The 15,913-nt window shown below is 53.8% G+C and carries 12 protein-coding genes; 7 read left to right on the top strand and 5 right to left on the bottom strand.

Going from position 1 to position 15,913, the window contains the following annotated elements; all coding sequences use genetic code 11:
• Positions 1-93 precede the first annotated feature (93 nt).
• Positions 94-840, bottom strand: a complete 747-nt coding sequence (phoC, locus tag HV127_RS19480) for an acid phosphatase PhoC (protein WP_110273568.1) — start codon at positions 838-840, stop codon at positions 94-96.
• A gap of 226 nt (positions 841-1,066) precedes the next feature.
• Between phoC and selD the strand changes: the two genes are divergently transcribed.
• From selD to HV127_RS19500, 4 genes are all read left to right on the top strand, one after another.
• Positions 1,067-2,110, top strand: coding sequence for a selenide, water dikinase SelD (selD, locus tag HV127_RS19485; protein ID WP_182238047.1), 1,044 nt, complete (start codon positions 1,067-1,069; stop codon positions 2,108-2,110).
• A 4-nt stretch (positions 2,111-2,114) separates the two neighbouring features.
• The gene (locus tag HV127_RS19490) at positions 2,115-4,064 is read left to right on the top strand and encodes a DNA topoisomerase III (RefSeq protein ID WP_182238049.1); all 1,950 of its coding nucleotides are present in this window, start codon (positions 2,115-2,117) and stop codon (positions 4,062-4,064) included.
• A 301-nt stretch (positions 4,065-4,365) separates the two neighbouring features.
• On the top strand, positions 4,366-6,066 hold the full coding sequence (locus HV127_RS19495) for a molecular chaperone HscC (RefSeq protein WP_182238051.1): 1,701 nt from the start codon (positions 4,366-4,368) through the stop codon (positions 6,064-6,066).
• Positions 6,063-6,965, top strand: a complete 903-nt coding sequence (locus HV127_RS19500; RefSeq protein WP_182238053.1) for a J domain-containing protein — start codon at positions 6,063-6,065, stop codon at positions 6,963-6,965. The genes HV127_RS19495 and HV127_RS19500 overlap by 4 nt, the downstream gene beginning before the upstream one ends.
• 108 nt (positions 6,966-7,073) lie before the next feature.
• On the opposite strand, the gene HV127_RS19505 is transcribed toward HV127_RS19500, so the two are convergent.
• Entirely contained in the window at positions 7,074-8,054 is a 981-nt protein-coding gene (locus tag HV127_RS19505) for an IS5-like element IS5 family transposase (protein WP_042934497.1), read from the bottom strand.
• A gap of 200 nt (positions 8,055-8,254) precedes the next feature.
• On the opposite strand from HV127_RS19505, the gene HV127_RS19510 reads away from it, so the two are divergent.
• Together HV127_RS19510 and HV127_RS19515 are read left to right on the top strand one after the other, a co-directional pair.
• Complete coding sequence (locus tag HV127_RS19510) at positions 8,255-9,277, top strand: tetratricopeptide repeat protein (protein ID WP_275944526.1); 1,023 nt, start codon at positions 8,255-8,257, stop codon at positions 9,275-9,277.
• A gap of 97 nt (positions 9,278-9,374) precedes the next feature.
• Entirely contained in the window at positions 9,375-11,759 is a 2,385-nt protein-coding gene (locus tag HV127_RS19515) for an SEL1-like repeat protein (RefSeq protein ID WP_182238065.1), read from the top strand.
• Between the two features lie 59 nt (positions 11,760-11,818).
• Here HV127_RS19515 and gdhA read toward each other — a convergent pair whose 3' ends face one another.
• Positions 11,819-13,162, bottom strand: coding sequence for an NADP-specific glutamate dehydrogenase (gdhA, locus tag HV127_RS19520; RefSeq protein WP_110273561.1), 1,344 nt, complete (start codon positions 13,160-13,162; stop codon positions 11,819-11,821).
• A gap of 182 nt (positions 13,163-13,344) precedes the next feature.
• Positions 13,345-13,755 carry a pyrimidine (deoxy)nucleoside triphosphate diphosphatase gene (locus tag HV127_RS19525; protein WP_182238067.1) on the bottom strand — a complete coding sequence of 137 codons (411 nt, stop codon included), beginning with the start codon at positions 13,753-13,755 and terminating at the stop codon, positions 13,345-13,347.
• Positions 13,756-13,841: 86 nt separating this feature from the next.
• Here HV127_RS19525 and HV127_RS19530 point away from each other — a divergent pair, with 86 nt between their 5' ends.
• A complete protein-coding gene (locus HV127_RS19530; RefSeq protein ID WP_182238069.1) occupies positions 13,842-14,459 on the top strand; it encodes a CDP-alcohol phosphatidyltransferase family protein in 618 nt (205 codons plus the stop codon).
• Positions 14,460-14,594: 135 nt separating this feature from the next.
• Here HV127_RS19530 and HV127_RS19535 read toward each other — a convergent pair whose 3' ends face one another.
• Positions 14,595-15,902, bottom strand: coding sequence for a sulfurtransferase (locus tag HV127_RS19535; RefSeq protein WP_182238071.1), 1,308 nt, complete (start codon positions 15,900-15,902; stop codon positions 14,595-14,597).
• Positions 15,903-15,913: the final 11 nt, after the last annotated feature.

Consider the following 15,913-nt stretch of genomic DNA (forward strand, 5'->3'; position numbering starts at 1 on the left):
TGGCGGCTAGCGCCTGACCCGGCCTGTGCTTTGAGTCCGTAACCCGGACAAGGCGCGTCAAGCGCCGCCTCCGGGGATCCAACGGCGACGAAGTTACTTCTGCTGTTTAGCGAATTCGTCTTTCGCTTTCTGCAACTGTTGCTGGAAGGCCGGATTAGTATGCAGCGTGGCGACCACTGCTGAGCCGACAATCCGCGCCGCGTCTACGTCGCTCTGCCAGTGATAGCCGCAAATGACCCGGCTCTCACCCAGCTCAAATCCGCGTTTAAGAATTTCGTTTTGCCGCTGTGGATTGACCTCAGCCAGCACCAGCGCCGTTGCCCAACCGATAGACGTATGCCCGGAAGGATAGGATCCATTTTTCGACAGCGCATCCTGCTCGGTGGTGTTGCAGGTAGCGACACCATAAAACGCAAATGGCCGAATACGCATATACTTCTCTTTCGCGCCGCGCGTCGCCAGGTCACCAGCATCTTCAATCATATTGGTCAGTAACTTATGCAGCTCCGGCGCATCTTTCGCGGTGATGGGCGAACCGAAGGCGCCAGAGAAGGCATTGGCCACGCCGCCACCGCTCAGGTTCGCGTCTTCCACGGCTAATTTACCGCGCTCGGTGCCGCGCAATAGACGGCCTTTTTCATACATCGCCTGATCGTTTAAAAATGCGATGCTTCCTACTTCCGGTGGCGGCGGCAGCAGCGCCAGGCTATCAATGGCCTGGGCATTGGTCAGATAGTAGAGATCGGGTTTAGTGGTGACGTCGTTACCGGCTGGAGCCAGGGCGAAAGCGTTAATGGAGAAGAAACTGGCCAGGCAAAGGGCGAGAACGCGCTTTTTCATTAAAATTTCCTTACGTTGTTATATGTCCAGATGAAACAGAACTATTTTTGTCACATTTCTGTCATCTTTTAGTAAAGGTTAAAATGGCGTTAAAAAAAGGGTTCTGTATCGCAAAATCGGTTTTTTGTCTGCTTAATGAGCAACTATGCGCGATTTAGGACTGTCGTACTTATCACCTTGGCATTTGGGCGCTACCATAGCGGGATTGCAATGACAGGAGATGTCCATGAGCGAGCAAGCTATTCGTTTAACGCAATACAGCCACGGAGCCGGTTGCGGGTGTAAAATTTCCCCTAAAGTGTTGGAAACGATTCTGCAGAGTGACCGGGCGAAGTTTATCGACCCGAACCTGCTGGTGGGCAATGAGACCAGCGATGATGCCGCCGTCTATGACCTCGGCAACGGCACGTCAATTGTCAGCACCACCGACTTTTTTATGCCGATCGTCGATAGCCCGTTCGACTTCGGGCGAATTGCCGCGACCAACGCCATCAGCGATATTTTCGCGATGGGCGGTAAACCGATTATGGCGATTGCCATTCTCGGCTGGCCGATTAATACCCTGGCACCGGAAATCGCCCGTCAGGTCGTCGATGGCGGGCGCTTTGCCTGCCAGCAGGCGGGCATTGCCCTTGCGGGCGGCCACTCGATTGATGCCCCGGAACCTATTTTCGGCCTCGCGGTGACCGGCGTGGTGCCGACCGAGCGGGTGAAGAAAAACAGCACCGCTCAGGCAGGCTGCAAACTGTATCTCACTAAACCGCTGGGTATCGGCGTGCTGACTACCGCCGAGAAAAAATCGCTATTGAAGCCTGAGCATCAGGGGCTGGCGACGGAAATCATGTGCCAGATGAACCTCGTTGGTTCAGCGTTTGCCAACATTGAAGGCGTAAAAGCGATGACCGACGTCACCGGCTTTGGGCTGCTTGGCCACCTGAGCGAAGTGTGCCGTGGCGCGGGCGTGCAGGCGCATCTAACTTACGCGGATATCCCGAAACTGCCTGGTGTGGAAGCGTATATTGCCGCGGGCGCGGTACCGGGCGGTACCGGGCGTAACTTTGCCAGCTACGGTCATCTGATGGGCGAAATGCCGCAAGAGTGGCGCGATTTGCTGTGCGACCCGCAAACCTCCGGCGGTCTGTTGCTGGCGGTAACGCCGGATGCGGAAGCTGAGGTTCAGGCCGCGGCGGCTGAGTATGGTATTACGCTTGCCGCCATCGGCGAGCTGGTCACCGCCCGCGGCGGTCGCCCAATGATCGAGATCCGTTGATTTCATGCGGCTGTTTATTGCGGAAAAACCAAGTCTCGGTCGCGCCATCGCTGAGGTGTTGCCAAAACCACATCGTAAAGGCGACGGCTACATTGAGTGCGGTAACGGACAGGTGGTCACCTGGTGTATCGGCCACCTGCTGGAGCAGGCGCAGCCTGACGTCTATGACGGGCGCTATGCGCGCTGGAATCTGCTCGACCTGCCCATCGTGCCTGAGAAGTGGCAGCTTCAACCCAAACCGTCTGTGACCAAACAGCTTAACGTGATTAAGCGCTTGCTCGGCGATGCCCAGGAAGTGATTCACGCGGGTGACCCGGACAGGGAAGGTCAACTGTTGGTAGATGAGGTGCTGGATTATCTGCAACTGGCGCCGGAAAAGCGCCAGCAGGTACAGCGCTGCCTGATTAACGACCTTAACCCGCAGGCGGTGGAGCGGGCGATAAACCGCCTGCGTGCCAACAGCGAATTTATTCCGCTGTGCGTCTCGGCGCTGGCCCGAGCCCGCGCCGACTGGTTGTATGGGATCAACATGACTCGCGCCTATACCATTCTCGGGCGTAACGCGGGTTATCAGGGCGTGTTATCCGTCGGGCGCGTGCAGACCCCGGTGCTTGGCCTGGTGGTGCGCCGCGATGAAGAGATTGAAAACTTCGTCGCTAAAGATTTCTTCGACGTGAAGGCGCATATCGTCACGCCGAAGGATGAACGCTTTGTCGCTAACTGGGTGCCAAGCGAAGCCTGTGAGTCATATCAGGACGAAGAGGGGCGCTTGCTTCATCGTCCGCTTGCCGAACACGTTGTTAAGCGTATTGAAGGCCAACCGGCGACGGTTACCGCTTATAACGACAAGCGGGATTCCGAGCCTGCGCCGCTACCGTTCTCGCTTTCTGCGCTACAGATTGAAGCCGCGAAGCGCTTTGGTTTTAGCGCGCAGAACGTGCTGGATATCTGCCAGAAGCTGTATGAAACCCACAAACTCATTACCTATCCGCGTTCGGATAGCCGCTATCTGCCGGAGGAGCATTTTGCCGGTCGTCATGCGGTGCTTAACGCCATTAGCGTGCACGCGGCAGACCTGCTGCCGCAGCCGGTAGTGGACCCGGAGATCCGCAACCGCTGCTGGGATGATAAAAAGGTCGATGCGCACCATGCCATTATTCCCACCGCGCGCAGTTCGCAGGTTAAGCTCAGCGACAACGAGGAAAAGGTCTACGGCCTGGTTGCTCGTCAGTACCTGATGCAGTTTTGCCCGGATGCGGTGTTTCGCAAATGCCAGATCGATTTCGATATCGCCAACGGCAAATTTATCGCCAAAGCCCGTTTCCTGGCGGAAGCCGGTTGGCGAACGCTGCTGGGTAATAAAGAGCGCGATGAGGAAAACGACGGGACGCCTCTGCCGATAGTCGCGAAAAACGACGAGCTGCTGTGCGAAAAGGGCGAAGTCGTGGAGCGTCAGACTCAGCCGCCGCGTCATTTCACCGACGCGACGATCTTGTCGGCGATGACCGGGATAGCCCGCTTTGTGCAGGATAAGGATCTGAAGAAGATCCTGCGCGCGACTGACGGTCTGGGTACGGAGGCAACTCGCGCCGGGATTATCGAGCTGCTGTTTAAGCGCGGTTTCTTGACCAAGAAGGGGCGCTATATTCACTCAACCGATGCCGGGAAGGCGCTGTTCCATTCGCTGCCCGAAATGGCAACCCGTCCGGATATGACTGCCCACTGGGAGTCGATCCTGACGCAAATCAGCGAAAAGCAGTGCCGCTATCAGGATTTTATGCAACCGCTGGTAGGCACGCTGTTCCAGCTTATTGACCAGGCGCGCAGTACCCCGGTTCGCCGCTTCCGCGGCATTGTCGCGCCGGGCGATGGCAAGAAGAAGAGCGCTCCGCGTAAACGTACGGCGAAAAAATCACGGCCAGCAGATGAGGCGGGCGGAGAGGCAACTGCGTGAGTTTTCTCCCCCGTCGAGGGTCTGAATCGCCGGGGGAGAAAACGCAGACCAAAAATAGCATTCAATCCGTGAAATAACCTATTTTTAAATGTTCACTCTTCTCAACTTCAAATTATTATTCTTAAAGATATATTTCTTACGCTTATATATTAAATGATTGGTTTCCTATTATCTGGAACTTTATAGATAGAATTAAAGGTTTGTCATTGCTAAATGCTTTGGCTTATTCTTAAAAAGCTTATAATGGATTAATATTTTGCGCTAAAAAATTTTTTCTGGCCTATATAAACAGGGATGATAAATGATTATTGGAATAGATTTAGGTACGACAAATAGCCTGGTAGCAGTCTGGCAGAAGGGAAACGCGGTGCTGATACCTAATGCACTGGGCAAATTCCTCACTCCGAGCGTGGTGAGCGTCGATGACGACGGCATGGTGCTGGTGGGCGAGGCGGCCCGCGACCTGCAACTGGTGCGTCCGGCCAATTGCGCAGCGAACTTCAAGCGGATTATGGGCACTTCGCAGACTATTACGCTGGGGAAGCAGCTGTTTCGCCCGGAGGAGCTTTCCTCGCTGGTACTGCGTCAGCTAAAAGAAGATGCGGAGAATTATTTGGGCGAACCGGTGACTGAAGCAGTGATTAGCGTTCCTGCCTACTTTAGCGACGTGCAGCGTAAAGCGACCAAAATCGCTGCCAGCATGGCCGGATTGACCGTTGAGCGCTTAATTAACGAACCGACGGCCGCCGCGCTGGCCTATGGCTTACACAATCAGGATGATGAACATCAGTTTTTAGTCTTCGACCTTGGCGGCGGCACGTTTGATGTCTCTATCCTGGAATTATTCGACAATATTATGGAAGTGCGCGCCAGCGCCGGAGATAACTTCCTCGGCGGTGAGGATATTGTGGATATTCTGGTCGAGGCCTTTCGCCATCAGCAGGATTTCCCGGAAGAGATCGAATGGCGGGAGCCGACCCTACAACGGCAGCTACGAGTAGAAGCTGAGCGGGTTAAGCGAGCATTAAGCCTGCGTGAAACGGCCGTTTTCAGCGTGGAAATCGAGAGTGAGCGTTATCAGTGGGAAATCACCGAGGCGGATTTTGAGCTTCTGCTGGAATCGTTCTTTGCCCGTATTCGGGAACCGCTGGAAATGGCGATTCGCGACGCCCGACTGGATATCTCGCAGCTGGACCAGGTTGTTCTGGTAGGTGGAACGACGCGTATGCCGCTTATCCGCAGGCTGGTGGCGCAGCTCTTTGGTCGCCTGCCGGCAATGCATCTGAATCCGGATGAGGTGATAGCGCAGGGCGCGGCGATTCAGGCTGCACTCAAGATGCGCAAGAGCGAACTTGAGGATGTGGTGGTCACCGATGTTTGCCCTTACACCCTGGGCGTTAACACTTCAAGGTCACTGGGCCATACGCGGGAGTCGGGTTACTTTGCGCCGATAATTGAGCGCAACCGCAGTATCCCCTGCAGTCGGGTGCGGAATTTTTATACCGTTGATGACGACCAGACCAACGTTAATTTTAAAATCTACCAGGGCGAGAGCCGGATGGTGGAGGACAATATCTTTCTTGCCGAAATGTCTATTGCCGTGCCGCCAAAACCGGCGGGAGAGGTCGAAATACAAGTGCGTTTTACCTACGATATTAACGGTCTGCTTGATGTTGATATTCATGTACCGTTAACCGGCAACCGCCGCAGCCTGCTGATTGAGCAGCATCCGGGCACATTGACGGAAGAGCAGATCCAGCTGTCGCTGGCTAAACTCAGCGCGCTGAAAATTCACCCGCGCGACGAGCAGGCGAACCGAGCGCTGATGGCGCGTCTCGATCATCTCTATCAGTTGAGCCTTGGCGACGCCCGTGAATGGGTCAGCGAGTGCTCGCGGAAGTTCAGCTATCTGTTGGAAAAGCAGGAAAACGATCGGATCGCTGCTTTTCGTGAACAGGTTAATCAAATTCTCGACGGTATAGAAACGGACCGCCTGCTATGAATTGCTGGGAAATTCTGGGGTTAGCACCGGGGGCCGGGGAGCGTGAAATTAAACGCCGCTTTGCGCAGTTAGTGAAGGTCAACCGCCCGGAGGACGATCCGCAGGCGTATCAGCGGCTGCGCGATGCATATGAGCAGGCGCTGGCTTTTACGGATGATCACAGCTCGCAGCCAAATGTTGAGCCTTGCGCTACCGCGGGCGTCAGGCCGCTTGTTTTGCCGCGCGTTACGCCCGTTAGCCCGCCGCCTCCGGTTATCCGGGAGAATGGCTGGGCTGACGTGCTGGAGCTCCTGTTTGTGGAAAATCAGCGCCAGCCGGAAGCTGCCGACTCGCAGTTGGAGCAGGCGATGGTGGCTCTGGTCGCATTTGATCTGCAATCACGACTGGAATTTGAAACCACGCTGATGGCAAAGCTGGCGCGGGATCATCGTCCATTGCTGATGCTGGCGGCGGCGAAAAAGTATAAATGGTATCTGGTCGCGGATAAGACTGATACCAGCGCACACAACATCATTAATGATCATTGTCTGGTCTATCGGCGTATTGAGCAGAATATCGATCCGCTTTTTTTTAACGGCATGAGCAGCAGTGATGAAGTGGCATGCGGCGAAAAACTCTACGATATTTATGCTGCATTGCAGCATAATGCGCAGCGCCTGCAATGGTTTGATATCGCTGTACTATTGAAAATAGTCAGTTTTCCTCTTTCCTCTACATTCTTGGGTTTTTTAAGTGAAAAGATAGAGTGGGCGGTTCAGATTGAGCAAATGGCATCGACCTGGTCGTTAAGCGAACGGTTTTATTCTTTATCGCTTATTAATCATCTGGCTTATGAAAAAGTACTCGGCGCGATGGATTTAGGGAAGGTGCGAATAAGCGGGGAAATTCTTCTCGGCTGACTCAGTCATTTCATTTCTTCATGTTTGAGCCGATTTTTTCTCCCGTAAATGCCTTGAATCAGCCTATTTAGACCGTTTCTTCGCCATTTAAGGCGTTATCCCCAGTTTTTAGTGAGATCTCTCCCACTGACGTATCATTTGGTCCGCCCGAAACAGGTTGGCCAGCGTGAATAACATCGCCAGTTGGTTATCGTTTTTCAGCAACCCCTTGTATCTGGCTTTCACGAAGCCGAACTGTCGCTTGATGATGCGAAATGGGTGCTCCACCTTGGCCCGGATGCTGGCTTTCATGTATTCGATGTTGATGGCCGTTTTGTTCTTGCGTGGATGCTGTTTCAAGGTTCTTACCTTGCCGGGGCGCTCGGCGATCAGCCAGTCCACATCCACCTCGGCCAGCTCCTCGCGCTGTGGCGCCCCTTGGTAGCCGGCATCGGCTGAGACAAATTGCTCCTCTCCATGCAGCAGATTACCCAGCTGATTGAGGTCATGCTCGTTGGCCGCGGTGGTGACTAGGCTGTGGGTCAGGCCACTCTTGGCATCGACACCAATGTGGGCCTTCATGCCAAAGTGCCACTGATTGCCTTTCTTGGTCTGATGCATCTCCGGATCGCGTTGCTGCTCTTTGTTCTTGGTCGAGCTGGGTGCCTCAATGATGGTGGCATCGACCAAGGTGCCTTGAGTCATCATGACGCCTGCTTCGGCCAGCCAGCGATTGATGGTCTTGAACAATTGGCGGGCCAGTTGATGCTGCTCCAGCAGGTGGCGGAAATTCATGATGGTGGTGCGGTCAGGCAAGGCGCTATCCAGGGATAACCGGGCAAACCGACGCATGGAGGCGATTTCGTACAGAGCATCTTCCATCGCGCCATCGCTCAGGTTGTACCAATGCTGCATGCAGTGAATGCGTAGCATGGTTTCCAGCGGATAAGGTCGCCGGCCATTACCAGCCTTGGGGTAAAACGGCTCGATGACTTCCACCATGTTTTGCCATGGCAGAATCTGCTCCATACGGGACAAGAAAATCTCTTTTCTGGTCTGACGGCGCTTACTGCTGAATTCACTGTCGGCGAAGGTAAGTTGATGACTCATGATGAACCCTGTTCCATGGCTCCAGATGACAAACATGATCTCATATCAGGGACTTGTTCGCACCTTCCTTAGAATCAGGTCGTTATCACGCCTCAAAAGTGAGAGCAGTCTATATCAAAGAAGTTGAACGTGAGTATATCGTCTCTTGCTATGCGCAGGAGACAACTGAGAGTTGGGGTAGAAACTGCAACAGTATAGATATGGGTCACCCTTATCGTCATATTCGTTCCTGGCTTACGCATTCCGCAGAGCAAGGTAATGCGCATGCTCAACATCACCTCGGTTGGATTTATGAACGAGAGCGTAATAACTACCCTGCGGCACTCTGGTACGCTAAAGCGGCGGAACAAGGATTTACGCTTTCACAAAGCGCCCTGGCGCGATTGTATATCGCCGGGATCGGTATCTCTCAAGATTACCCGCTGGCTATAATGTGGTTTACCCGGGCGGCAGAGCAAAACTGTGATATCGCCATATATAATTTGGCGATCCTCTATCGTGATGGCATAGGGGTAAATCAGGATAAGAAGCTGGCGTTTGATCTGTTCCATCAGGCTGCGTGGAAGGGTAATTGGGGAGCGCAGAATGAAGTGGCGAAGATGTATGACCGGGGAGATGTTGTTGCGCAAAATTATCAGCAGGCGTTGCACTGGTATAATAAAGCAGCCGAACAAGGTCATTCCAAAGCGCAATATTGCTTAGGAAAAATCTACAGCGAAGGGATAATGACTTCTCCGGATTATCAGCGGGCGCTTTCCTGGTACAGCAAAGCGGCGGAACAGGAATATTCCGATGCGATGTTCGAACTGGGGTATCTTTATTATACCGGCGAATATGTTGCTGCTGATATTGAGCTGGCGGTTCACTGGTTTTTGGAATCGGGTCAGCAGGGCGTGTCTCAAGCGGCATTTATCCTCGCTGAGATTTATGCCACGGGTAAAGATGGAGTAAAAAAAGACGAAAGCAATGCCTGCTACTGGTATGAAAAAGCGGCTAGGTTAGGTTCCGTCGAAGCGCAGCACAGGGTCGCGGTGATGTACGCCAGCGGGACGGGCAAGGTGCAGGATTATCTTGAGGCATGGGCTTGGATCATTATTGCCGGGGGCGATAACCCGTATATTAATAAGGAAACCGTGCGGCAAAAATTATCGGATGAGGAGTTAGCAGAGGCGCAGGCAATGGCTGCGAGATATATTCGTATGTTTCAACTCCAAAAAGCGTGAATCAAGGGAAAGGAGTTCCGATATGACGTGCTGGGAAATATTAGGCCTGGAGTCGGGAGCCGAGCCGCGTGAAATTAAGCGCCGCTTTGCGCAATTAGTGAAGGTCAATCGTCCGGAGGACGATCCGCAGGCGTACCAGCGGCTAAGAAGTGCCTATGAAGCGGCTCTGAGCTGGGAAAAGAGCGATGATTTTTTCCCGGATGAAGCAGAGCGAGATAATATTCCGGTTCGTCAAGATCTTGCTGATATCCCTCAGCCGCAAATACGAACCCATCCTCGAGCGCCGGGCGCGGTGAGCGCGTCTTTGACCTGGCAAAATGTACTGGAGCGCCTGTTTCTGGCGAATGAAAAGCTCCCGGAAAATGCGCAGAAGCAGCTAGAAAGCGCTTTGTATGAACTCGAACTTCTGGACCTGAAATCGCGCATACGTTTTGAGGAGGAGCTGTTGCTCAACCTGCACCAACTATCGCGTCCGTTGCTGGTATTAGCTGCGGCAAAAACCTTCCGCTGGCACCTGGTTGCGGGAGGCGCTCAGGCCACGATCCAGACGGCGATAAACGAAGGCTGTATTCTGTATCGTAAAATTGAAAAAGAGATTGCACCTTTTTTCTTTGCCGAGATGTCGGCTAGTGATGAAGTTGAATGCGGCGATAAAATTAAAGATAGCTATTATTCCTTACGGGATAACGAGAAAAGTAAGAAGTGGTTCGATTTCGCGCTGCTGATGCAGATTGATCAGCTTCCGCTGTCGGTTTCGTTTTTATGTCAGCTCACAGAATTGGTTGAATGGTCATATAAACCGGATAAAGAACGCCGCGCGTGGTCTTTGTCCGACCGTTTTCATGCGCTGGCCGTCGTACATAAACAAAGTTATCGCAAGTTAATTACCGCGATGAACGTGCAGAATAATGGTTACGCATCGTCAATGGTGGTTAGCAGCTATCTAAGAGCTGCAGAGCAGGGCCATGTTTTTTCATATAACAAGCTCGCGGGAAAATATTATGTTGGCGCTGATGTTGAAAAAGATGGTATCCAGGCCGCATTCTGGTATATGCGTGCGGCAGAGGCGGGCCATATTTGTGCTCAGCACAATCTAGGGACTATGTATCGTGATGGTGTTGGCGTTGAAGCAAATGCGCAAGAAGCGTTTAAATGGTTTATGCAGGCCGCGCTGCAGGGTGATGACATGTCGCAATATACTGTGGGGTCTATGTATCAGTCAGGCTCTGGTGTTGAGCAGAATCAGATGTTGGCGTTTGAGTGGTATCTTAAAGCTGCTGAACAGGGGCATAACTGGTCACAGCTCGAAGTAGCAAAAATGTTACGTGACGGGATGGGGGTTGACTCAGATCTGGTTAAGGCTTTTGCCTGGTGCGTTAAAAGCGCAGAGAGTGGCTACGCTACCGCGCAAAATGAGCTGGGAATCATGTACTTTCATGGCTGGGGCGTCGCGCAGGATTATCACCAGGCCAGGAAGTGGTATCTCAAGGCGGCGGATCAGGGGGATTATACCGCGCAACATAATCTGAGTATTCTCTACCGGGATGGGCTGGGGGTGGAAAAAGATCTCCAAAAATCGTTTGAATGGTGTTATCAATCGGCCATCCTGGGCTTTGTTAATGCACAATATTCTCTTGGGCGTAAATATTATTACGGGCAGGGCATCTCGCAGAATTACACCCTGGCCTCTGAATGGTTTAGTAAAGCCGCTGAACAAAACGATTATCGTGCGCAATTTTATCTTGGTGATATGCATCGGCTCGGTGAAATTACCAACTGCGATGCGAAACAGGCGTTTTATTGGCTAAGTCTCGCGGTCGAACAGAACTACAGCCATGCACAGTTTGCCTTCGGGGCGCTCTACTTTGATGGTGTCGGTGTGGAGCAAAACAGTCGTATGGCTTTTCATTATTTCCATGCCGCAGCATTACAGGGGATGGCAGTAGCACAAAGTAACGTGGCCATTATGTTTCAAGATGGGAATGGCGTGGGTCAGGACTTCAATCAGGCATGTAAATGGTTCACGCTTGCGGCAGAAAACGGCGATAAGGGCAGCCTGTTTAACCTTGCGCAGTTGTATAAAAATCACCTTGCTGATTATCGTCAGGCTGTTTACTGGTTTACGCAGGCCTTTGAACAAGGCGAGGATATCGATGCGGCATTTATGTTGCATAAGATCTATCTGGAAGGCGGAGAGGGCGTAGAGAAGGACGAGGAGCAAGGTTTTACCTGGTGCATGCGGGCGGCGCTCAGGGGCGATAAAGAAGCTCAATATGCACTTTCTACGCTGTATCACCGTGGATGCGGGACCGAAAAAAGTAATGTCGATGCATGGGCATGGGCGCTTATTTATGGCCCAGTGGGGGCTATGCTGAGAATAAAATGGTCGATGTCACCGGAGGAAATTGCAGAGGCGCAAGCATTGGCGAAACAGTTAATCACGCAGTGTGGTCTGGAAAGCAGCTATTATCCATTGCCATAAAGAAGTTAAGTAATAAAAAAGAAACGCCCCACCTGTTTCGGTGAGGCGTTATCGGTGTCTTAAATCACACCCTGAGCCAGCATGGCGTCAGCGACCTTCACGAAACCGGCGATATTCGCGCCGCGAACGTAGTTGGTCTGCTTCGCTTCACCGCCGTATTCCACACAGGCGTGGTGGATGTCCAGCATGATGTGATGCAGGCGAGCGTCAACTTTCTCCGCTTTCCAGCCCATGCGCGCGGCGTTCTGCGCCATTTCCAGGCCAGAGGTTGCCACGCCACCGGCGTTAGCCGCTTTACCCGGCGCGAACAGGACGCCCGCTTCGAGGAACAGGTCGGTTGCCGCGATAGTGGTTGGCATGTTGGCGCCTTCCGCGACGGCCTTCACGCCGTTAGCAATCAGCTGACGGGCAGCATCGACGTCCAGCTCGTTCTGCGTTGCGCACGGCAGCGCGATATCTGCCTGTACGCCCCACGGCTGCTTGCCTTCAAGATAGGTCAGGCCGAATTCGCGGGCGTAATCGGCTACGCGACCATGGCTGCGTTCTTTAATATCGATCAGGCGGGCCAGTTTTTCTTTGGTGAAGCCAGCTTCGTCAACCACGGTGCCGTTAGAGTCGGAAGCCGTAATAACGCGCGCGCCAAGCTCCATCGCTTTCTCAATGGCATATTGCGCGACGTTGCCCGAGCCGGAAACTGCGACGCGAGCGCCTTCAAAGCCCAAACCGTGGCGTTTCAGCATTGCTTCGGTGAAGTAGATCAGGCCGTAACCGGTTGCTTCCGGACGAATCAGGCTGCCGCCGAAGGAGAGGCCTTTACCAGTGAACACACAGGCGCTGTTGTTGGAGAGCTTGCGCATCATCCCGGCCATAAAGCCCACTTCACGACCGCCTACGCCGATATCACCTGCCGGAACGTCGGTATCCGGGCCAAGATGACGATACAGTTCGGTCATCAGCGCCTGGCAGAAACGCATCACTTCGCCATCGCTCTTGCCTTTAGGATCGAAGTCGCTACCGCCTTTACCGCCGCCCATAGGCAGGGTGGTCAGGGCGTTTTTGAAGGTTTGTTCAAAACCGAGGAATTTCAGAATCGATAGGTTTACCGATGGGTGGAAACGCATACCGCCCTTGTACGGGCCGATAGCGGAGTTGAACTGCACGCGCCATGCGCGGTTTACCTGAACCTGATTACGGTCATCAACCCAAACAACGCGGAACTGGATAGCACGCTCTGGTTCAACCAGACGTTCAAGCAAATTCAGCTGACGATAGCGCGGATTTTCCTCAAGGAAAGGCCACAGGGTGGTCATCACCTCGCGGACTGCCTGAGCAAATTCAGTTTGATTTGGATCGCGCTGTTGAACGCGGGCGAGAAAACCTTCCAGAGTGCACGTCTGATCCATTGATATAAGTTCCCCTTATGATTGTGATTGCATTTATTTATTATGATTCGGCTCTTGAAAAGGCCGATTTTCCGACTATACCACCGGGAATCGTTAGTTAAGCAAGGAAAAATTGTCCAGAAAGCAAAATTTATAATTAGGCTTTGGTCATAATCAAAAACGATGACAATAGCCTGACAAAATTAGCGGGAAAGGAGAGATGCACGTTGGGCGATAAAGGCTTCCAGCAGGGGGATGTCGGCTGGCGCAAGATTGAAGGTTAAGGCTTCCTGCGGCGAGCACCAGCGTAGCTGGCTGTGGTAGTGGGCTGTTGGCTCGCAGCTAAATTGCGGGACCCACCAGGCGTGAAGGTGAATCAGGCGGGCGGAGACTTCGCGCTGATGGCTGGCGATATAGCATTGCGGTTGGGCGACGATCCCGAGTTCTTCCTGAAGCTCACGGGTCAGCGCCTGAGCTTGTGTTTCGCCTGGCTCGACTTTACCACCGGCAAATTCCCACATCCCCGGCTGGTCGGCGTGCGCAGGCCGTTGTGCCAGCAAAATTTGCCCGTTGCGTTCGATAATGGCGGCAACAACATCAATGGTTTTTAGCATGTGAATCATCGCTCTGTGCGGGATAATGGCCTATTATCACCGCCTTCCTGCCGTTCAAACAACCCTAAACCCGCTGGAGAGACTCCGTGCTTGACCGCCATTTACATCCTCGACTTAAACCCGTGCTCAACGCCATCGCCGCGCTGCTGGATCGCCCTGCAATTTCTCCCGATGGCCTGACGTTGTTTGGTTTTGCGATTGGCGTGCTGGCGCTGCCGTTCCTGGCGCTGGGCTGGTATCAGGCGGCGCTGGCGGCGATAGTATTCAACCGCCTGCTGGACGGTTTAGACGGCGCGCTGGCCCGGCGGCGCGGGCTGACCGACGCAGGCGGCTTTCTGGATATTTCGCTCGATTTCCTGTTTTACGCGCTGGTGCCGTTTGGCTTTATCCTCGCCGACCCGACGCACAATGCGTTGGCGGGCGGCTGGCTGCTGTTTGCTTTTATCGGTACCGGCAGCAGCTTTCTGGCCTTTGCTGCGCTGGCGGCGAAGCATCAGATAGATAATCCGGGCTATGCCCATAAATCGTTTTATTATATTGGCGGACTAACGGAAGGGACGGAGACCATCGCGCTGTTTGTGCTGGGCTGCCTGTTCCCTGAATGGTTTGCCTGGTTGGCGTGGATTTTTGGCGCGCTGTGCTGGCTGACGACCTTTACGCGGGTGTGGAGTGGTTATGTCACACTTAAACAGGTGGGAGTTTAGTGAGCATGTTTGATGCCGGGCGGCGGGTTCACCGTCGTCTGCGGTCCGGTAGCCCGGACAGATGCGTAGCATCGCCTCCGGGAAGCAGCACGCAGCAAAGCTGTTTCCCGGCGGCGCATGTTGCTAATAAGCGAATTACTTACTGCTGTCCGGACCGCGCTCCCCGCGAGAAACCGGGTTTTTCGGATTACTGCTCCACTCGTACCAGCCACCGTCGTACACCGAGACGTTTTGCCAGCCCATTGCCCGGGCGTACATAAACGTTTCTGAGGCGCGCCAGCCGGTGCCGCAGTAGAAAGAGACCTGCTGGCTCGGCAGAATATTCCATGATTTCCACATCGCAGCGATATCATCGGCGCTGCGCATGGTGCCGTCCGGATTATGGAAATCCTCCATGTGAGTGGAGTCGCTTCCGGCGTGCCCCCAGCGGGCACCGGCAATCTCACCCATCGGCTTGATGTAGCTGTAGCCGCTGGTGGTGCCAATAAACTCCGGCCAGGAACGAATGCTTACCAGCGAAGCGTCCTGACGATGCAGAAGGGCGCGAGCCTGTTCGGTATTGAGCATCAGCTGTGGCTGACCCGGAATCGTCGTGCCGAAATCCGGCTCGGATTTCTGTTTCGGCGGCGTTCCGCGCTCGACCGGCAGCCCGACATCGGACCAGGTTTTCCAGCCGCCATCGAGCAGGCGCACATCTTTCACCCCGGCATACAGCATGATCTGCGCCACGCGGGCTGCGGCATACACGTCTCGACCGTACAGAATCACCGTGGTGTCATGGCGAATACCGTGTTTTGCCAGCATCGCTTTAAGCTGCTCGTCGGAGACTTTATTCCACAGCGGCTCGCTTTCAACCTCGCTGGTGTCGATATAACCGGCACCCGGAATATGGTTGAGCAAATAAAACTTCGGCGCGCCCCAGGCGGCTTCAAACACCTTCCATTGTCCGGTAGGGGCTGCGGTCACCTTTTTACCCTGCTGAAGGTCGTGCAGCCACTGCGGATAAATCAGTTGCTCAAAATGCGGCAGCTTTTGCAGCCGATCTGACTGACTCAAGGCATCGCCGAGCGTGCTGAGATGGGTAAATCCGGCGGCCTGAAGCCGTGCTGCGACTTTGGCGTTGTCGTCCGCATTGCCGTACAGCGCAATCGGCGTTGTCGCCTGTAAATTATGTTGCTTAGCCCAGTCGCTGATTTGCTCGTCGCTCATGGCACCAAGCCAGTTGGCGGAAAGGTTAAGCGCTTTAGGTTCATGGCCCTGCGGGCCGTTGGCGCTTTGCGGCCAACCGTTATAGAAAGCGCTGAGACGCGTATCAATAGCGACGCCGTTTTGCTGTTGCAGGGTGGAAAGCGTGAGCGTTGGCATGGTTTCAGCGGCGAGGGTGGAAGTAGCAGCAAGCCCCATCAGTAGGGCGAGTGCGGTCAATTGAGAAACACGTTTCATCGAAATGCCCG

Origin of the sequence: Klebsiella sp. RHBSTW-00215 (genome assembly GCF_014103785.1) — a bacterium.
Taxonomy (GTDB): domain Bacteria; phylum Pseudomonadota; class Gammaproteobacteria; order Enterobacterales; family Enterobacteriaceae; genus Klebsiella.